Source organism: Bacteroides sp. HF-4919, from assembly GCF_018860125.1.
In genome coordinates, this window is sequence record NZ_JAHKNF010000001.1 from 899,858 (window position 1) to 915,588 (window position 15,731).

15 protein-coding genes and 1 tRNA gene are annotated in these 15,731 nt (G+C 35.6%); 3 read left to right on the forward strand and 13 right to left on the reverse strand.

Annotated elements, in window-relative coordinates:
* The first annotated feature begins 141 nt into the window (after nt 1-141).
* On the forward strand, nt 142-522 hold the full coding sequence (locus tag KO473_RS03870; protein ID WP_005776116.1) for a VOC family protein: 381 nt from the start codon (nt 142-144) through the stop codon (nt 520-522).
* A gap of 85 nt (nt 523-607) precedes the next feature.
* Here KO473_RS03870 and KO473_RS03875 read toward each other — a convergent pair whose 3' ends face one another.
* A complete protein-coding gene (locus tag KO473_RS03875; RefSeq protein WP_005776115.1) occupies nt 608-796 on the reverse strand; it encodes a hypothetical protein in 189 nt (62 codons plus the stop codon).
* A gap of 97 nt (nt 797-893) precedes the next feature.
* Between KO473_RS03875 and KO473_RS03880 the strand changes: the two genes are divergently transcribed.
* On the forward strand, nt 894-1,628 hold the full coding sequence (locus tag KO473_RS03880) for a bifunctional 2-polyprenyl-6-hydroxyphenol methylase/3-demethylubiquinol 3-O-methyltransferase UbiG (protein ID WP_005819107.1): 735 nt from the start codon (nt 894-896) through the stop codon (nt 1,626-1,628).
* Between the two features lie 44 nt (nt 1,629-1,672).
* Here the strand turns inward: KO473_RS03880 and KO473_RS03885 are convergent, their stop codons facing one another.
* Together KO473_RS03885 and KO473_RS03890 are read right to left on the reverse strand one after the other, a co-directional pair.
* Nucleotides 1,673-3,538, reverse strand: coding sequence for an SLC13 family permease (locus tag KO473_RS03885; protein ID WP_005819106.1), 1,866 nt, complete (start codon nt 3,536-3,538; stop codon nt 1,673-1,675).
* A gap of 60 nt (nt 3,539-3,598) precedes the next feature.
* Nucleotides 3,599-4,195: a TlpA disulfide reductase family protein gene (locus KO473_RS03890; RefSeq protein WP_005819105.1), complete on the reverse strand. Its 597-nt coding sequence runs from the start codon at nt 4,193-4,195 to the stop codon at nt 3,599-3,601.
* 140 nt (nt 4,196-4,335) lie between these two features.
* Here KO473_RS03890 and KO473_RS03895 point away from each other — a divergent pair.
* Nucleotides 4,336-4,409, forward strand: a tRNA-Thr gene (locus tag KO473_RS03895).
* Between the two features lie 159 nt (nt 4,410-4,568).
* Here the strand turns inward: KO473_RS03895 and KO473_RS03900 are convergent.
* The 10 genes from KO473_RS03900 to KO473_RS03945 are packed head-to-tail and all read right to left on the reverse strand — an operon-like array spanning nt 4,569 to nt 15,728.
* The gene (locus KO473_RS03900) at nt 4,569-5,156 is read right to left on the reverse strand and encodes a sugar transferase (protein WP_005819103.1); all 588 of its coding nucleotides are present in this window, start codon (nt 5,154-5,156) and stop codon (nt 4,569-4,571) included.
* 31 nt (nt 5,157-5,187) lie between these two features.
* The gene (locus KO473_RS03905) at nt 5,188-6,411 is read right to left on the reverse strand and encodes a DegT/DnrJ/EryC1/StrS aminotransferase family protein (RefSeq protein ID WP_005819102.1); all 1,224 of its coding nucleotides are present in this window, start codon (nt 6,409-6,411) and stop codon (nt 5,188-5,190) included.
* Nucleotides 6,412-6,440: 29 nt separating this feature from the next.
* Nucleotides 6,441-7,235: a glycosyltransferase gene (locus KO473_RS03910; protein WP_032537348.1), complete on the reverse strand. Its 795-nt coding sequence runs from the start codon at nt 7,233-7,235 to the stop codon at nt 6,441-6,443.
* 19 nt (nt 7,236-7,254) lie between these two features.
* Complete coding sequence (locus KO473_RS03915; RefSeq protein WP_371820585.1) at nt 7,255-8,376, reverse strand: phosphonoacetaldehyde reductase; 1,122 nt, start codon at nt 8,374-8,376, stop codon at nt 7,255-7,257.
* The gene (gene aepY, locus KO473_RS03920) at nt 8,363-9,517 is read right to left on the reverse strand and encodes a phosphonopyruvate decarboxylase (protein WP_005819096.1); all 1,155 of its coding nucleotides are present in this window, start codon (nt 9,515-9,517) and stop codon (nt 8,363-8,365) included. The genes KO473_RS03915 and aepY overlap by 14 nt, the downstream gene beginning before the upstream one ends.
* A gap of 9 nt (nt 9,518-9,526) precedes the next feature.
* Entirely contained in the window at nt 9,527-10,840 is a 1,314-nt protein-coding gene (aepX, locus tag KO473_RS03925) for a phosphoenolpyruvate mutase (RefSeq protein ID WP_005819094.1), read from the reverse strand.
* Nucleotides 10,831-12,015 (reverse strand): CDP-glycerol glycerophosphotransferase family protein, encoded by a 1,185-nt coding sequence (locus KO473_RS03930; RefSeq protein ID WP_005819092.1) that lies wholly within the window; start codon nt 12,013-12,015, stop codon nt 10,831-10,833. The genes aepX and KO473_RS03930 overlap by 10 nt, the downstream gene beginning before the upstream one ends.
* Nucleotides 12,015-13,139 carry a glycosyltransferase gene (locus tag KO473_RS03935; protein ID WP_005819090.1) on the reverse strand — a complete coding sequence of 375 codons (1,125 nt, stop codon included), beginning with the start codon at nt 13,137-13,139 and terminating at the stop codon, nt 12,015-12,017. Before KO473_RS03935 ends, KO473_RS03930 begins: the two co-directional genes overlap by 1 nt.
* The gene (locus KO473_RS03940) at nt 13,117-14,508 is read right to left on the reverse strand and encodes an O-antigen polysaccharide polymerase Wzy family protein (protein ID WP_005819088.1); all 1,392 of its coding nucleotides are present in this window, start codon (nt 14,506-14,508) and stop codon (nt 13,117-13,119) included. Before KO473_RS03940 ends, KO473_RS03935 begins: the two co-directional genes overlap by 23 nt.
* Nucleotides 14,490-15,728, reverse strand: a complete 1,239-nt coding sequence (locus KO473_RS03945) for an oligosaccharide flippase family protein (protein WP_032537347.1) — start codon at nt 15,726-15,728, stop codon at nt 14,490-14,492. Before KO473_RS03945 ends, KO473_RS03940 begins: the two co-directional genes overlap by 19 nt.
* Nucleotides 15,729-15,731: the final 3 nt, after the last annotated feature.

Consider the following 15,731-nt stretch of genomic DNA (forward strand, 5'->3'; position numbering starts at 1 on the left):
CAGCCACCACAGATTACATGGATAAACACAGATTGAATTTTAATTAGATTATTAATATAAACAATCTGCTCTAATCAGTATAATCTGTGGTGCAACTTTATAAGTTCTATTTTAACCTAAAACAAAATAAACTTAGCAACAATGGAAATAAAAAGTAGATTTGACCACTTTAACATCAATGTGACTGATCTGGAACGCAGCATTGCTTTCTACGAAAAAGCACTGGGACTGAAAGAACATCACCGGAAAGAAGCCGCCGACGGTTCGTTTATCCTGGTATATCTCACAGATAGCACCACCGGATTCTTATTGGAACTCACTTGGCTGAGAGACCATACCGAAGCATATGAATTGGGAGAGAACGAAAGCCATCTCTGCTTCCGTGTAACGGGAGATTATGATGCCATACGCCAATATCACAAAGAAATGAACTGCGTATGCTTTGAGAATACTGCCATGGGACTGTATTTTATCAACGATCCGGATGATTACTGGATCGAAATATTGCCGGAGCGGTTCTAAAACGATAAACGACGCATGTTTCTAAACAATGAACGATAAACAGGCTGCACATTAATATTGCAAACAGTTTATCGTTCATCGTTATTTACCGTTTATGTCTATTCGCCCGCTTTCTCCGGATTTCAGCTTTCATCTTGGCTGCCCCGGAACCATGGGTTCCCTTTATATAAGTTGTTTTCTTCGCTTTTGTTTTCACTTTATTTTCATCTTTTTTCGGACCTTCTTTCTTTCCTTTAAAGACAATCCCACCCATAATTGCATCTTCTAAACTCATAATCTTTCCTTTCTTATTCTATATTTTCCGTGGACAAAGATACTCTTTTTCTGTGAATTCCCTATCTTTGCCCGCTGTAACAACTAAAAACCAATCAATGGATACATTCCTGCTCCCGGCAGAAAAAGACCCGATGGGTGCCGCCATAGCCGATTATTATCACAATCACAAGGCAGACAGACTGCGTGTATTTTCTTCTCAGTTCGATGAAGACGAAATACCCGTCAAACAACTTTTCCGCGAAGCCGGACAGATGCCCCTGCTCGAACGCACAACTCTTCAAATGGCTACCGGAAGAATACTCGACGTAGGTGCCGGAAGTGGCTGCCACGCCCTTGCTCTTCAGAAAGCCGGCAAAGAAGTTTCTGCCATCGACATATCTCCTTTGTCCGTCGAAGTGATGAAACTCCAGGGAGTAAAAGATGCTCGTCAGGTCAATCTGTTCGACGAACACTTTGCCGATACTTTCGATACCATACTAATGTTGATGAACGGTTCCGGTATCATCGGACGCTTGGAGAATATGCCTGTCTTCTTCCGTAAGATGAAACAAATACTCCGCCCGAATGGTTGCATCCTGATGGATTCAAGTGACCTCCGCTATCTGTTCGAAGATGAAGACGGAAGTTTCCTAATCGACCTGGCCGGAGATTATTATGGAGAAATCGACTTCCGCATGCAGTACAAAGACATTCAAGGTGATTCTTTCGACTGGCTGTATATCGACTTCCAGACCCTCAGTGCCTATGCTGCCGACAATGGCTTCAAGGCCGAAATGATAAAAGAGGGCAAACATTATGACTACCTGGCCAAACTGACTGTTGTCCCGTGACCGGGCAGGCATGAAAACTCCCGATAACCGGTCCTCCTAAAAGACTAAAACGGAAACAATAACGGCAACACGAACACCATTACCACGCCCATAATGATCTGCAACGGAAGACCAACTTTTACATAATCCATAAATGTATAGCGTCCTGCCGGCATCACCAGTGCATTAGGCGGCGTGGAGAAAGGTGAGGCAAAACACATACTCGCCGCCACCGTCACGGCAAACAGAAACGGATAGGGACTCAGTCCCAACTGTACGGCAGAGTGAAGCGCAATAGGAGCAAGCAGCACCGCAGTAGCCGTATTGCTGATAAACATCGTCATCAGCGAAGTAGTGAAATAGATGCCTGCCAACAAAGCAAAAGGCCCGTAAGTACCCAGACCGTTCACCAATGATTGCGACACCACTTCCGAAGCCCCGGTTCTCTCCAATGCCAATGACATGGGCAACATTCCCGCTATCAATACAATACTCTCCCAGTTGATTGTTTTATAAGCTTCTTCCACATTGCGGAAACATCCGGTCAGCACCATCAGCAGAGCTGCGACAATTACTGCCGTCACAGGGGCCACCGGAATAAAGTCGAACATCATGGTTACAATCATCCCCAACATGATCAGTGCCGCTACCGGTGCTTTATGGTTCAAGGTCACTTTAGCTGCTTCAGCCAATGGTTGCCCCAGAACGACCCATTGCGACTGGTCTTCACCAAGCCTGGCAATGTTTGCCCAACTTCCCTGTACCAGCAAGATATCTCCCGAATGCATTTTTTCATCCTTCAGGTTCTTCAACAAGTAGTCACGCTTGCGCTGAATTCCCAATATATTAATGCTGTAATTCTCCCTGAATCCGGAAGCTTTTACCGGTTTGTTTATCAAATTGGCAGTAGGCAGCAACAAGATTTCGGCAATGCCTATCTCCTGAAAATCGAAACCTTCATCCGTATTATGCAAATTACCTTCCGTCTTATGTGTATCCAATAAAGCCAGACGATTCTCACCGACAAAACGTTTCACGTTCTCAAACTCCCCTAATACATAAAGAATATCTTCTGCTTCAATCAGGGTTCCCGCTTCTGCCATCTCCTGCTTTTTTGTCTTAAAAAAGTGTCGGGATGAAACCGATCGGCGACGCACTTCCAGAATTGTCACATGATACCTCTGCGGAATCCCTAACTCCTGTATTGTTTTACCGACAATTCCTGAAGATTCTTCGACCTCCACCCTATACAGGTTCTGCGATAACTGATATTCCCCCGCCAATTCCTGAAGCGACTTATTCTTATGCTTTCCCCGCGTTTCTTTATCTGTTTTCTTCGTCAGGAATATTTTGCTCAGCGGGATCAGCACAATCAGACCGACAGTAACACATACCAGTCCCACGGGAGTGAAGGTAAAGAATGAGAGCCGTTCATATCCGGCTTCAATCAAGGCATTCTGTATCACAAGGTTAGGCGGAGTACCAATCAACGTCATCATACCACCCATACTGCTGGCAAAAGCAAGAGGCATCAGCAGACGGCTTACATTGATATTGGCACTCATGGCCATGCTGACCACAATAGGCAGCATCAACGCCACCGTTCCCGTATTGCTGACAAAAGCGCCGATAGCCGCTGTCACCAATATGATCAGTACAAAGAGTTTCAACTCGCTTGTTCCCGCAAACTTCAGGATACGGCTACTGATCATCTTTGCCAGCCCCGTTTGGAAAATAGCTCCGCCCACCACAAACAGACCGATCATCATAATAACAACAGAATTGGAAAAGCCCGAAAGCGCTTCCTCCGGAGTAAGGATATTGAAAAGTATTAATAATACCAGCGCACACAATGCCACTAAGTCAGACCGTACCTTTCCACTCATGAAAAAGGCAGCCGACAGTACGAGAATAATAATCGTTATAGCCATAAAATAAAAAGATGGGGTGATTCCATGCTAAAAACAAAAAATCACCCCTGCTTGTTCAACTTATTTCTTCAGCATTTCATCAATTTGATTTACCAGTGAAGTAAATTCCTCTTCGTTATACAAACGAGTCAGCTTCACAATCTTACCTTCCCGGTCTATCAGTACATTGCGGGTGATACCCGATTCACGCAATGCATATTTTGCAAATATATTCGCTCCCGGATCCAATCCCAACGGATAAGTCACCCCTACCGACTTACCAAATGCAATCACTTTGTCAAGAGGTTCATCACGATCAATACCGATCAAGGCAAACTCCGGATTGCTTTGATGTTTCAGCCAGATATCTTTCTCTATAAAAGGCATCTCTTTACGACATACTCCGCACCAACTGGCCGTGAATTGCAACATCACCACTTTGCCACGAAGTGCAGAAAGCTCTATCTGCTTTCCGTCTGTCAGAGTAATAGTAAAATCGGGGGCCATCTCTCCTACTCTCACAATATATCCTGTGCTGTCTGCCGCAACACTATCCGTTTTCACCACTACACTATCCGCAACAACGGTTGCTTTATCCGCTTTTCCCTGTCCGGAACATGCTGCCATACCCCAAAGAAGCAATGACAGACCACATACATAAAAAAAGTTCTTCTTCATACTTTTCTATAATTAATTGATTTGCAAAAGTAAACAAAGAATCCGATTTATCAAACACTATTTTTATGAAGCATTTTTTGCCAAAGTATTTGCAAGTTTAAAAGTTTTTCCTACCTTTGCACCCGCAAAACAGAAATGACGCCTCTTTAGCTCAGTTGGCCAGAGCACGTGATTTGTAATCTCGGGGTCGTTGGTTCGAATCCGACAAGAGGCTCAATAAAAGAGAAAGGATCAGCAATTGCTGATCCTTTCTCTTTTATTGAATTAATTTCTTTCCGGAACTTACTCCCGAGCTACTCCTCCTTCTTCTTTCTCACGTAATAAGGAACAAAAACAAAAAGAAGAATTTTCCCCACTTTCTTTAAAAACGTATCTAACGAATGATGCTCCAAAATGTCAGAAATATAATTTTAAAATATTCCTTCACCGAACGATTACATATATATTTCATATTATACCGTATTTTATCGGGCATAATCTGTTCTATATATGCCTTGTCGGGATCCGAAGCCTTTCCAAGAATCGTATTTTCATCCACATATTCAATAGAAGCATAATCCGTAATTCCGGGACGTACGCTCAATACCTTTTTCTGGTCATCAGTATACAAATCCACATACTTACGAACCTCAGGCCGTGGTCCCACCAGACTCATATCACCTTTCAGTACATTGAACAACTGGGGTAATTCATCTAATTTATACTTCCGGATAAAATACCCGGTACGGGTTATTCTGGGATCTCTCCCCCCCACCGTTATCAGTCCCTTCTTATCAGCCCCCACACGCATTGAACGGAATTTATAGACATAAAAGTCCCGCCCGTATTGTCCCACACGAAGTTGTGTATAGAAACCACCTCCTTTACTTTCAAGGCAGATGGCTATATAAAGATAGAGAAAAACGGGAGAAAGCAGAAGGATACCCAAAAGGGAAAAAACAATATCAAAAAAACGAATCAAGAAGCTTATCTGTTTAGTGTTTGTAAATATACTATTTGTTTTCTGCGATTACGGTCGCATAGGCCGCCTTTACAGTATCAATAATGAAATTCAATTTTTCACTATCCAGTTGAGGATATATCGGCAATGATATCTCACCCTTAAAATTCTGATAAGCCTGTGGATAATCATTCATATCATATCCCATCGATTTGAAGAACGACAACATCGGCATCGGTATAAAATGTACATTCACAGCCACTTCACGTTTAGCGATCTCGTCAATCATCCGGTCGCGTTGCTCTTCTGTAAAGTCTTTCACACGCAAAGCATAAATATGATAAGAGCTTTCCTTTTCTCCATCTACAGAAGGCGGAACGATGGCCCAGTCACAAGTCGAAAAAGCGTCATTGTAAGTATTAAACACCCTTTTTCGCTCCTTCAGCAACTCCGAATATTCCCGTATTTGCGCCAGTCCGATGGCAGCATTCACATCAGCCATATTGATTTTCATACCGAAACCGACAATATCATAACGCCATCCTCCGGCTTTAGATTTCGAAAAAGCATCCTTAGTCTGGCAGTTCAGGCTCATCATCCGGAGTTCTTTATACAGCTCTGCATTATCGAACGGCTTGGGCAAGTTCAAACAAATGGCTCCACCTTCGGCAGTAGTCACGTTCTTCACGGCATGGAGTGAAAAGATAGCCACATCAGTTTCGCAACCGGTACGCTGCCGGTTACTGTAACGTGCCCCCAAAGAATGGGCAGCATCATTCATCACCAAGATACGCCCTAATTTTTCTTGCACGGGAGATTCCGCACGGAACAATTTTATCATTTCAGATTCCTGTACCAGTGCCATGATCTTTTCATAATCGCAAGGAAAACCGGCAATGTCTACCGGGATAATTGCCTTTGTTTTAGCAGTAATAGCTTTACGAACAGCCTCTACCGAGATATTAAAATCCATTCCGGAATCCACCATCACCGGTTTAGCCCCGGCATGAAGCACGGCCAATGCCGTTGCGCTATAAGTATAAGCAGGAACAATTACTTCATCTCCCTCCTTCACTCCCAGCCAACGCAACATCATAATAGCTCCTGATGTCCAGGAATTGACACAAAGTACTTCCTTTGCTCCCGAGAAAGATTTTATTTCTTCCTCCAAAGCCTTCACTTTCGGACCGGATGTGATCCAACCGGAACGTAACGAATCAACGACTTCGTTGATGACCGCCTCGTCAATATAAGGTGGTGAAAATGGTATTTTCATGAGTTATATATTTTATAAGAAAAGTAAAATTAACGAACTGTTTTGTAGATTATATCAAGAACTGATTTAGGCATTAATTTAGCCATAGCATACAGCAAAGCATAACAGTCTTCTTTCCATCCAAACCCCAACATTCTATTGACGCGACGACGTAAGGTATAAATAGATTTGGCATGTTTCCACCCCCGCCTTCTTTCAAAAAAGTTTAAATCTAATCTAAATTTGAATAAGTATTCGGGTACATTGGCAAATTTACATCCACTTTTAAAACCCTTAGCCCACATCATAGTATCTTCTCCAAAGTAGGTGTCTTCCGGATATAAACCAGCTTTCTCAAAATATGAACGCCGAAACATCACAGTAGGATGAATCATACAATCCCGCTTTTTAAATAGTTCCAAACATTCCTCATGGGTTGTCGGCATTTTTTTTCGGAAGTATTCTTTTCCCTCATTATCAATTTCTATTGCCCAAGTACCAAGACAATCAACATCTGGATGTGAGTTCATAAATGCGATCTGCTTTGCAAAACGTTCCGGCATGGAAATATCATCAGCATCCATACGAGCAATATATTCGTATTCTTTTGTAAGAACGATATTCAATAATTCATTTAGTGAATAAGCTAATCCCCTATTCAATGTCCGATTTAATATTTTTACCCGTATATCTTGTATACATAATCTCTGTAAATATTGCAGAATATCCGAACGTATTTCCCCATCTAGTTGTATATAAAATTCTATTTTGTCATAAGCCTGCCTCAGAATGCTTTCTATAGACTGAGTTACAGCTAACAGATTGTCATTTTTATAAATAGACATAATCACACAGAGCTTCGTATTACAATTTCCCATTTTCAACAAATTCATCCACAATAGAATCTACATCTATTTGAGATAATACACAAGGGTTATTAGATAAACGAGAAGCATTTATGCCACGCAAAATAAGATCTTTATCGAATTTCCTTCTTTCAATATTGATAACTAAGCCTATTCTTTCTAAATAATTATACATATCATCATAAATCATATCAAAAGTTGATCCCAGCATGTTATATAATTGCTCCATTTTTTTGCGATGATTTTTACTATTCAATAAAGGATGCAACTTATTTTCTAATTCTGCATAATTATATCTCATAAAAAAAGGAAATGTTAATGCTACTGCATGCCCATGAGGGTAGTCATAGTTTATCGTAAAAGGGTATGAGAAAGCATGAGGCGCTGTTGTTTTTGTTATATTGATAGCTTTACCAGCCCAATAAGCACCTTCTGCTATCTTATCTCTTAATTCATTTGTTGAGGAATCAATCACTAAAGGAAGGTTATCCCATATTAACTTTATAGCTTTAATAGAGTAATTATCAGATTCTTCAATTGAGTAAACATTCCAATAAGCTTCAATAGCTTGTGATAAAGCATCAAAACCTGTACAAGCTGTTAAATATTTTGTGTTTTCATACGTAAATTGAGGACAAATTATAGCCCTATCAGGCAACATATCCTTATGAGAAACTGAATACTTCAAATTATCCTTATATAAAACAGCAAAATGAGTAACTTCACTACCAGTTCCTGCTGTAGTTGGAATTGCGAACAAAGGTAATAAATCTCTATTTTTAATAAATTTTTCATTTAATATATTTCCTGAATAAGAATGAAAAAAGCGAATTAATTTAGCCATATCTAAAACACTTCCACCACCTATGGCTATTATCACATCCGCCCCACTTAATTCCAGCAATTTCAGTCCTCTCTCCAAATCCTCATACTTAGGATTTTTTGAGAAATCAAAATATTCAACAACATTACACTTTAAATCAGAAATAACATCTTCAACAACTCTTTTTGCTCCACATAATTCATAAGATTTTTTGCCCCTAACGAGGAATAATTTCCGAGAGCTATATCTACATAATTCACTCAGCAGATATTCAAATGGATCATTATTCAAACACACTATCTGACACATCTGCTTCTTCTAAAAAGTCCATCAATATTTCTTTATTTTTAACAGGAGTCAAAGTCGGACGTCCCAAATCTTTTCTTGACCCTTTTCTCACTTTTACCTCCAATAATACAGGTCCATCTATACTTTTAAACCTATCCAGACTTTCTTTCAAAGCAATTTTACTATCTACAGATATAGCACTATTATAACCACAAGCAGAAGCTATTTTAGAGAGATTGACCTTTAATCCCACTGTTGGTTGCCCACCAACAGAATCATGTGCACCATTATTAAACAATATATGAATATAATTTACAGCTTTACTAGTTCCTATGGTAGTTAATGCTCCCATATGCATAAGTACAGCACCATCACCATCAAAACAATACACTTTTTTGTTCTTTTTTCGAAGAGCTATACCTAAAGCTATCTGTGATGCATGCCCCATTGACCCAACTGTTAAAAAATCCGTTTCATGATTTGCAGCAATAGATTCCCGATATTCAAATAATTCCCTAGAAATCATCCCAGTAGTTGAAACTATAACACTACCTCTATCTAAAGAATTACAAACTATTTTAATTGCTTCTTCTCGATCCAAATCAAATTTACTATCCTCTATATTTTGAAGCTTATATTCTTCAAAAGTATCTTTTTGAATGACAAAAGCGAAGGTCTCTTTTGTCATTCTCATATATTCTATTGCATTATTTATTTGACTTTTTGCTATATCAGGATCTTTATTAAGAATTTGATTCTTTATACCAAGAGTATCCAAAAGAGGAATAGTAATCATCCCTTGTTTAATGTGTTGTGGTTCATCTTTTATACCAGGCTCACCACGCCACCCTATCAACAACAATACAGGAATGTTATAAACTACTTTATCCGTCAAAGACAACAAAGGGTTTACGGCATTACCAATACCTGAATTTTGCATATACACAATAGGAATACATCCTGTAGCAATATAATATCCGGCAGCTAGTCCAAGCGCAGCTCCTTCGTTCACTGCAATAATATTATTTTGAGATTCTATATGATCTGTAATATAAGCACACATATTCTTTAATAAAGAGTCAGGAACTCCAGTAAAAAAATTCATAGAATATGTTTGCAACGTTTCTACGAAAAACTTAGGTGATAACATAATTTCCAACTATTTAGTACCTGGTATTAATTCTAATATTTCCCTTACAGGCATGCATAAATCATTTGCTTCAAACGAACGTTCATTAGCTAAAATAATTTTAGCAGTATTAAGCATTGCAGGATAAGCACTTCGGAGCATATGATTAGCATAAATAATAACATTTACTCCCCAAGAAGCCAATTCTGTTTCCGTAATATGATTATAGGTTGTAGGCACTACTACAATTGGTATAGATTTATTCAGTTGCCTAAATGTATAACAGAATTTTTTAATATCTTCCCCTGACTTATCTTTACTATGAATCATTATACCGTCCGCTCCTGCTTCTACATACGCTAAAGCTCTCTCCATAGCATCCTCAAGCCCTTTACCCGCAATAAAACTTTCAATGCGAGCAATGATCATAAAATCACTAGTTATTTGAGCCAACTTTCCAGCTTTTATCTTCTCAGAAAAACCTTCTATTGTATCCTGAAGTTGAATAGCATCAGTACCAAATAACGAATTTTTCTTCAACCCAACTTTGTCCTCTATTATAACAGCTGAAATACCTAAACGCTCTAATGTACGCACTGTGAATACAAAATGCTCTATTTTCCCCCCTGTATCGCCATCAAATATAATAGGCTTAGTTGTACACTCTAAAGCATCATTTAGATCATGAAGACGAGTAGTTAAATCTACAGCCTCTATATCAGGCTTACCCTTAGATGTAGAATCAGTCAGACTACTTGACCACATACCATCGAACTCGCGTTTTACTCCATTTACCTCAACGACTGTGTTCTCAATTATCAGCCCTGTCAGACCACTATGAGATTCACAAATACGTACAACAGACTTAGCTTCAATAAGACGTCTCAACCTCTTTAAACGAACTTCAGGAGTTGTACCAATTTCCTTTAGCTTTTCATTAAGTTGAGTAGAAGATATTCCTTTAGTATAAGGAATATCAATGACCCTTCCTCCCCATTTTGCAATTGTATCAATAACTTTTTGCCTAGTTTCCTTTTGTATACCTTCTTTCCAATCATCGCCATGAACAACAAAGTCAGGCTTTAACAATTTCAGGTTAGGTACGTAATCAAGGGTTGTCTGTGGTATAACCTCATCCACTCCCTTAATATTTTTAACAATCAAAGAGCGCTGCTCATAATTCAAATAAGGTAATCGTTTGTAACTAGCTATCGCAGCATCTGTTAAAACTCCGACCGTCACTTTACCTAATTTCTGGGCTTCTGAAATAATATTTAAGTGACCTGGATGAATAATGTCAGCACTCATCCCAACATACACAGTTTTCTTCTTTTCTATATCCATTTCTTTACTTGTTTGTTATTTTTCATTTTTATCAGTTTCATTATTTCTTCATAATGTCTTTGACAACTATTATTATCTATATAATAGTGAACTACATTTTTGAATCGTAATTGCTTCTGAGATATACATTTACAACATACAGCTTTTTGCAACAGACTGAAAAAGCTATCTATGTTATAAGGAGGAGGGTCAAACTCAAAAGAATCAATGTTAAAATTCACACTACGTTCAGAAGTATATTCTTCTTTATCATAAGGAAGTAATATAATTGGGCGGTCCAATAACAAATAATCAAAGATAATACCAGAGTAATCAGATATCAATCCATCAAAAATGTTCAATATTGACATAATATCAGTAACCCTATCTTCATTAAGCAACAGAACCCTTTTACACGAAACATAATCCTTTACTCTATTAGCTTCCAACTGATGTGTCCTTAGACAAATTAGTAATTGATATTTTTCTAGAAAAGATTCCAGCCTATTTTTTGAAAAATCCTTAAATGGAAAGAAAGATGTACAACGTCCGCTTCTCCAAGTCGGTGCATACAAAAACACCTTATAAAAAGGTGGTAAATTATCTCCATAAATATCACTTAAAACCTCATATTTATCATTTCCATTCCACAATTGATCATTCCAAGGTTGCCCCAATATTTTTACATATTTAGAATCAATCGAAAAGCTACGAGCAAATACCTGTTGAAATAATTCTGATGTGGAAGAAAATAAGTCATACTTTGAATAAACCCAATAGATCAACAAATTTTGCAAACATGTATTTTCATTGTTAAGTAAGCCTATTCCTTTAAAAGGAAGCCCATGCCACAAATTTACAACAACACGATTCCTATTTACATATGGTATCCTAATTGGCAATCCTCCAGAAGTTATCCATGTACCAGCTGAAAAGATAAGTTTTAAATCTTTCCAGCTATTTGTTGTAACAAAATAATTACCAACAATTTCATTCAATCGCCGCCTTAATTTGTCATCATCTATAACAAAAAAACATTTTAAATTTGATTTTTTTTCTAAGAAAAATTCAAATAAATATTTAGAATTAAAATTATACTTCAAGTTTTTATAGCCAGAAAAGATAATTATATCTTTTCTTCTAACTCCAAATTCATATAATAAATATGAAATAAAAATCCGAAAATAGTACAACATTATTTTTCCTCTAATATAGTCTTATATTGATCGATTGATACTTTTCCTACATCAATAGAGCTATTATATTCATAAAGCACCCTTGCTGACTTACGAAAAGTGACGGGAGAATCTTTATATTCCTTTATAGCTTTTAAAATATTAAAAGCTAAATCTTCTTTATTTAAAGAAGAAGACCAACCAGCCTTATACTGTTCTATCAAATTGGACATATTAGTACCATGAGTTACCAAACATGGAGTACCAACAGATAATGCTTCACTAATACTTAAAGGCATAGCCTCTGATCTAGATGTTAATACATAAATATCACTGTTCTTCAAAACTTCCATTTTCTGATGTCCAAAGACAGGGCCACAATATTTTATTCTTTCACCAATATTCAATTCTTTAATACGTAAAATCAATTTCAATATATCTTTTTCGGTACTATTGATATTTTCGACATCTACTTCTTTATTCTTACCATAACCATAAAAGGATAAAAAAACATTTTCATTAACTATATCTTCTTTTATTATGTTTAATGCATCAAATAAAACATCAAGCCCTTTATAATAAAAGTCTATTTTTGAAAGAAATATCATTTTAACTTCATCATTATTGTTCACGTCTAACCGATAAGAATAATTTGAAATTTGAATTGGGTTAGGAACTATTATATATTTCTTATCTGTATATACAGAACTTAATTGTTCCTCTAATGATGTAAAACAAAGCGCAGTAGCATCCTTTACAAAACGATTCAAAAACAAGAACTTAAATAGCTTCTTTTTTATCATTCCTTTTTTCAATGCAACTTTTGATAATCCACCATGACTAACAATTAAATAAGGCAGCTTATTCTTCTTGCAAAAGAAATAGAGTAATATAAATTTTAAATTATATACAGAATGAAATACCAGCAAATCAGATTTCTGCAAATACTTAAGAAAGTTCCCTTCCATAAAGCAAATGAAGTATGGAATCTGTTTTGCAATTTTATACTTTTTTCGGGTTATAAACAGCGTCTCATTAAGTGTACTATCATACAAGAGTTGCCGCATAATAAGTTCAGGGATGACAGTATTCATTCCACCCCCACATGAACTAACATCTATATCAGAGACGTGTAGGATATTCATTTTTTTTCATTTTAAAGGGATATCTTATTTTCAATGCAATAAAAACCAATATTATAAGTAATGGAAACATATATACATTTCTAAAAAGACTACTTCTTGATATATATATACAATTTGTGATAGCATAAAATGAAATAGCAAGAAGAGCTCTATTATTTTTAACATTTCTCTCGAACCACCCCATCACAAAACCTAAACCAATAGATAAAATAGACATAAAAACAATTCCTAGATCATACAATTCCGCTATAAAACTTGAACCAAGCCCATGCCCTTCTCTAAATTCATCAGGAGAGATACGAAAAGCAATAGCATTTCCTAATAAATTATTAATTCCATTTGGGTCATAATAACTAGTATCTAAATTAAAGAAAGGAGCAAAAACAAAAGGAACTTCTGTGTGTAAATCATAATACTGAAGAAGTGGTAATATGTAAAAATTAGTAGATTGTGCATAAAAGAAATAACTAAAAATAGATCTATCATCTGATAAAAGAAAAACACCAGCTTGTCTAACCAACTGCACCAAAAGCAAAAGTGCAACAGAACTAATTGAAATAATCAACAAAAACAATATTTTAGGAGATTTTTTACTATAAAATCTATAATAAAACCATAAAACAAATAAAAACGAAAGGATTACACGATTTCGAACTCCAATCAAAAAGAATAAACACATTACTAATATATACACCTTCGATACAGTTAAAAACTTTTTTTTCGGTGGCAAAGACGTTAGAAAAAGAAAAAAACCAATTTCAAAAATAAACCTAGAAATTGAAATTAGAAAGGGTATAGATAAAGATGAAGTATAATATGCATAATATCCTTCTGTTAAAACTAATTTTATTTCAAGATAAAATTTCAAAAGAGTAAATGGTAAGGCAACCCAAAAAAGCAAATATCCCCAATTCTGTAATCGTTCAGAGTATATCAAATTAGCTTTATTTATGTTTGTTTTTATTGGTAAATAAATTATAGACATCAAACATCCTAAAAACATAGCATTCAAAATAACAGAATTAGCACATAAAGTATTATTTATTTGCTCCTCGGAAAAAAGGAACAAATTATCCATAAGTTTTCTTTCTAAAAGTGTATCTAATGACACAAACAAAGCAGATATTTGAAACATAAAATATCCAAAAAGAAACAGATTAAAAGCACTAGCCAATGAAAATACTTTTAAACTAACAACAGTTATATACAAAAAAGAAAAGAGCAGATAATATGAAAAGAAAAGGTAATTAATTGTAGCTCCACTTATCAAATTCACTATAAATAGTAGTATTGACAATGCAAAATTCAGATACTGAATTTTCAGTAAAAAAATAATATTATTCTTATTTTTTAATTTATATAATTCCATGAATAATATACTCTCAACAGAAATTCCAATATTTTATGAAACAAAAAGAATACAGATAGTGCAAATAAAGAATTATCCACAAAACAAAGCGTTATAATCAGTAGTGGAAATACAAATAAAGAACTATATATAGAACTTTTTATCAATTGCTTCTCCAATGAGTTAGAGACCATAATATTATCTCCAATAAAAACTGATAAATTAGCAAATAAAGATGAAAATAGAACTAAACTAAAGCTCCATAAAACATCAGATACTAAAGAGAATGAATAATATGTTAAGATGTATCTTTTAGCTATAAACAGAATAATAAAAAGAAATAAACTAAAAAACAATATAAAAGAAAGTACTCGTTTAATAACTTCTTGAGATGTACGCATGAAGAACCGTCCTAATATAACAACACTCAAAATTTGTACAGGAATAATTATAATAGATAATACTTTAAAAGAAATATCAAGTAAAGCAGCGGCAGACAAAGAGACAAAAGTAGCACAAAGAATATTATACAATTTATCAGATAAAATTAAATTCAATTTACTAATAAAAAAAGGAGATGATTTAAAAAATATTTTTTTAAGAGCCCCAATACTAGGTCGTTTAAAATAATGCAATTTATATTTGAGTACAGTATAAAAAAGAACAACAAGATTACTAAACAAATACGAAATTGAATAAAAACAAATATATCTATATGCATCATTTTCTTTTCTCACAAAAATGTAAGTGAATAAAAATAAAAATAAAAATCTAAAGGCCGAAACCCAAGGAAGTATTTTTACATTCTGAAAAACTACTAAGAAATGGCTAACAGAAAACACTTCTGCAAGACAAATGAGAGACAAAATAGAAAAGTAAAGATTCAATTCAGATGAAAACCCAAACACACATTGTAAAATATAATAAACAACAAGATACAATAAGAAAATACCAAATCTCAATAATATAATTCTATACATAAAAATTGAAATTGGACGCATTTTCTGAAAATACATGTATAACGGCACTTTCTTTAATATCAAAAAGTCCAATCCATAATTTACAAAGGCAACACCTAAATACACTATCGATTGTGCCAATACAATTCTCCCATATTCAACTTCTCCTATTTTTAAAATTAAATAAGGAATAACTATAATCCCAATTAAACTATCTAATCCTCTATTAGTAATAAGAGATATAAAATCTTTAAAAAATTGAGATGTAATGACTCTTTTCAATTT

Excerpts from the sequence above, each read along its gene's own strand:
- KO473_RS03870 (WP_005776116.1), top strand. The coding sequence starts at position 142 with ATGGAAATAAAAAGTAGATTTGACCACTTTAACATCAATGTGACTGAT.
- KO473_RS03875 (WP_005776115.1), bottom strand. The coding sequence starts at position 796 with ATGAGTTTAGAAGATGCAATTATGGGTGGGATTGTCTTTAAAGGAAAG.
- KO473_RS03880 (WP_005819107.1), top strand. The coding sequence starts at position 894 with ATGGATACATTCCTGCTCCCGGCAGAAAAAGACCCGATGGGTGCCGCC.
- KO473_RS03885 (WP_005819106.1), bottom strand. The coding sequence starts at position 3,538 with ATGGCTATAACGATTATTATTCTCGTACTGTCGGCTGCCTTTTTCATG.
- KO473_RS03890 (WP_005819105.1), bottom strand. The coding sequence starts at position 4,195 with ATGAAGAAGAACTTTTTTTATGTATGTGGTCTGTCATTGCTTCTTTGG.
- KO473_RS03905 (WP_005819102.1), bottom strand. The coding sequence starts at position 6,411 with ATGAAAATACCATTTTCACCACCTTATATTGACGAGGCGGTCATCAAC.
- KO473_RS03910 (WP_032537348.1), bottom strand. The coding sequence starts at position 7,235 with ATGTCTATTTATAAAAATGACAATCTGTTAGCTGTAACTCAGTCTATA.
- aepY (WP_005819096.1), bottom strand. The coding sequence starts at position 9,517 with ATGTTATCACCTAAGTTTTTCGTAGAAACGTTGCAAACATATTCTATG.
- aepX (WP_005819094.1), bottom strand. The coding sequence starts at position 10,840 with ATGGATATAGAAAAGAAGAAAACTGTGTATGTTGGGATGAGTGCTGAC.
- KO473_RS03930 (WP_005819092.1), bottom strand. The coding sequence starts at position 12,015 with ATGTTGTACTATTTTCGGATTTTTATTTCATATTTATTATATGAATTT.
- KO473_RS03935 (WP_005819090.1), bottom strand. The coding sequence starts at position 13,139 with ATGAATATCCTACACGTCTCTGATATAGATGTTAGTTCATGTGGGGGT.
- KO473_RS03940 (WP_005819088.1), bottom strand. The coding sequence starts at position 14,508 with ATGGAATTATATAAATTAAAAAATAAGAATAATATTATTTTTTTACTG.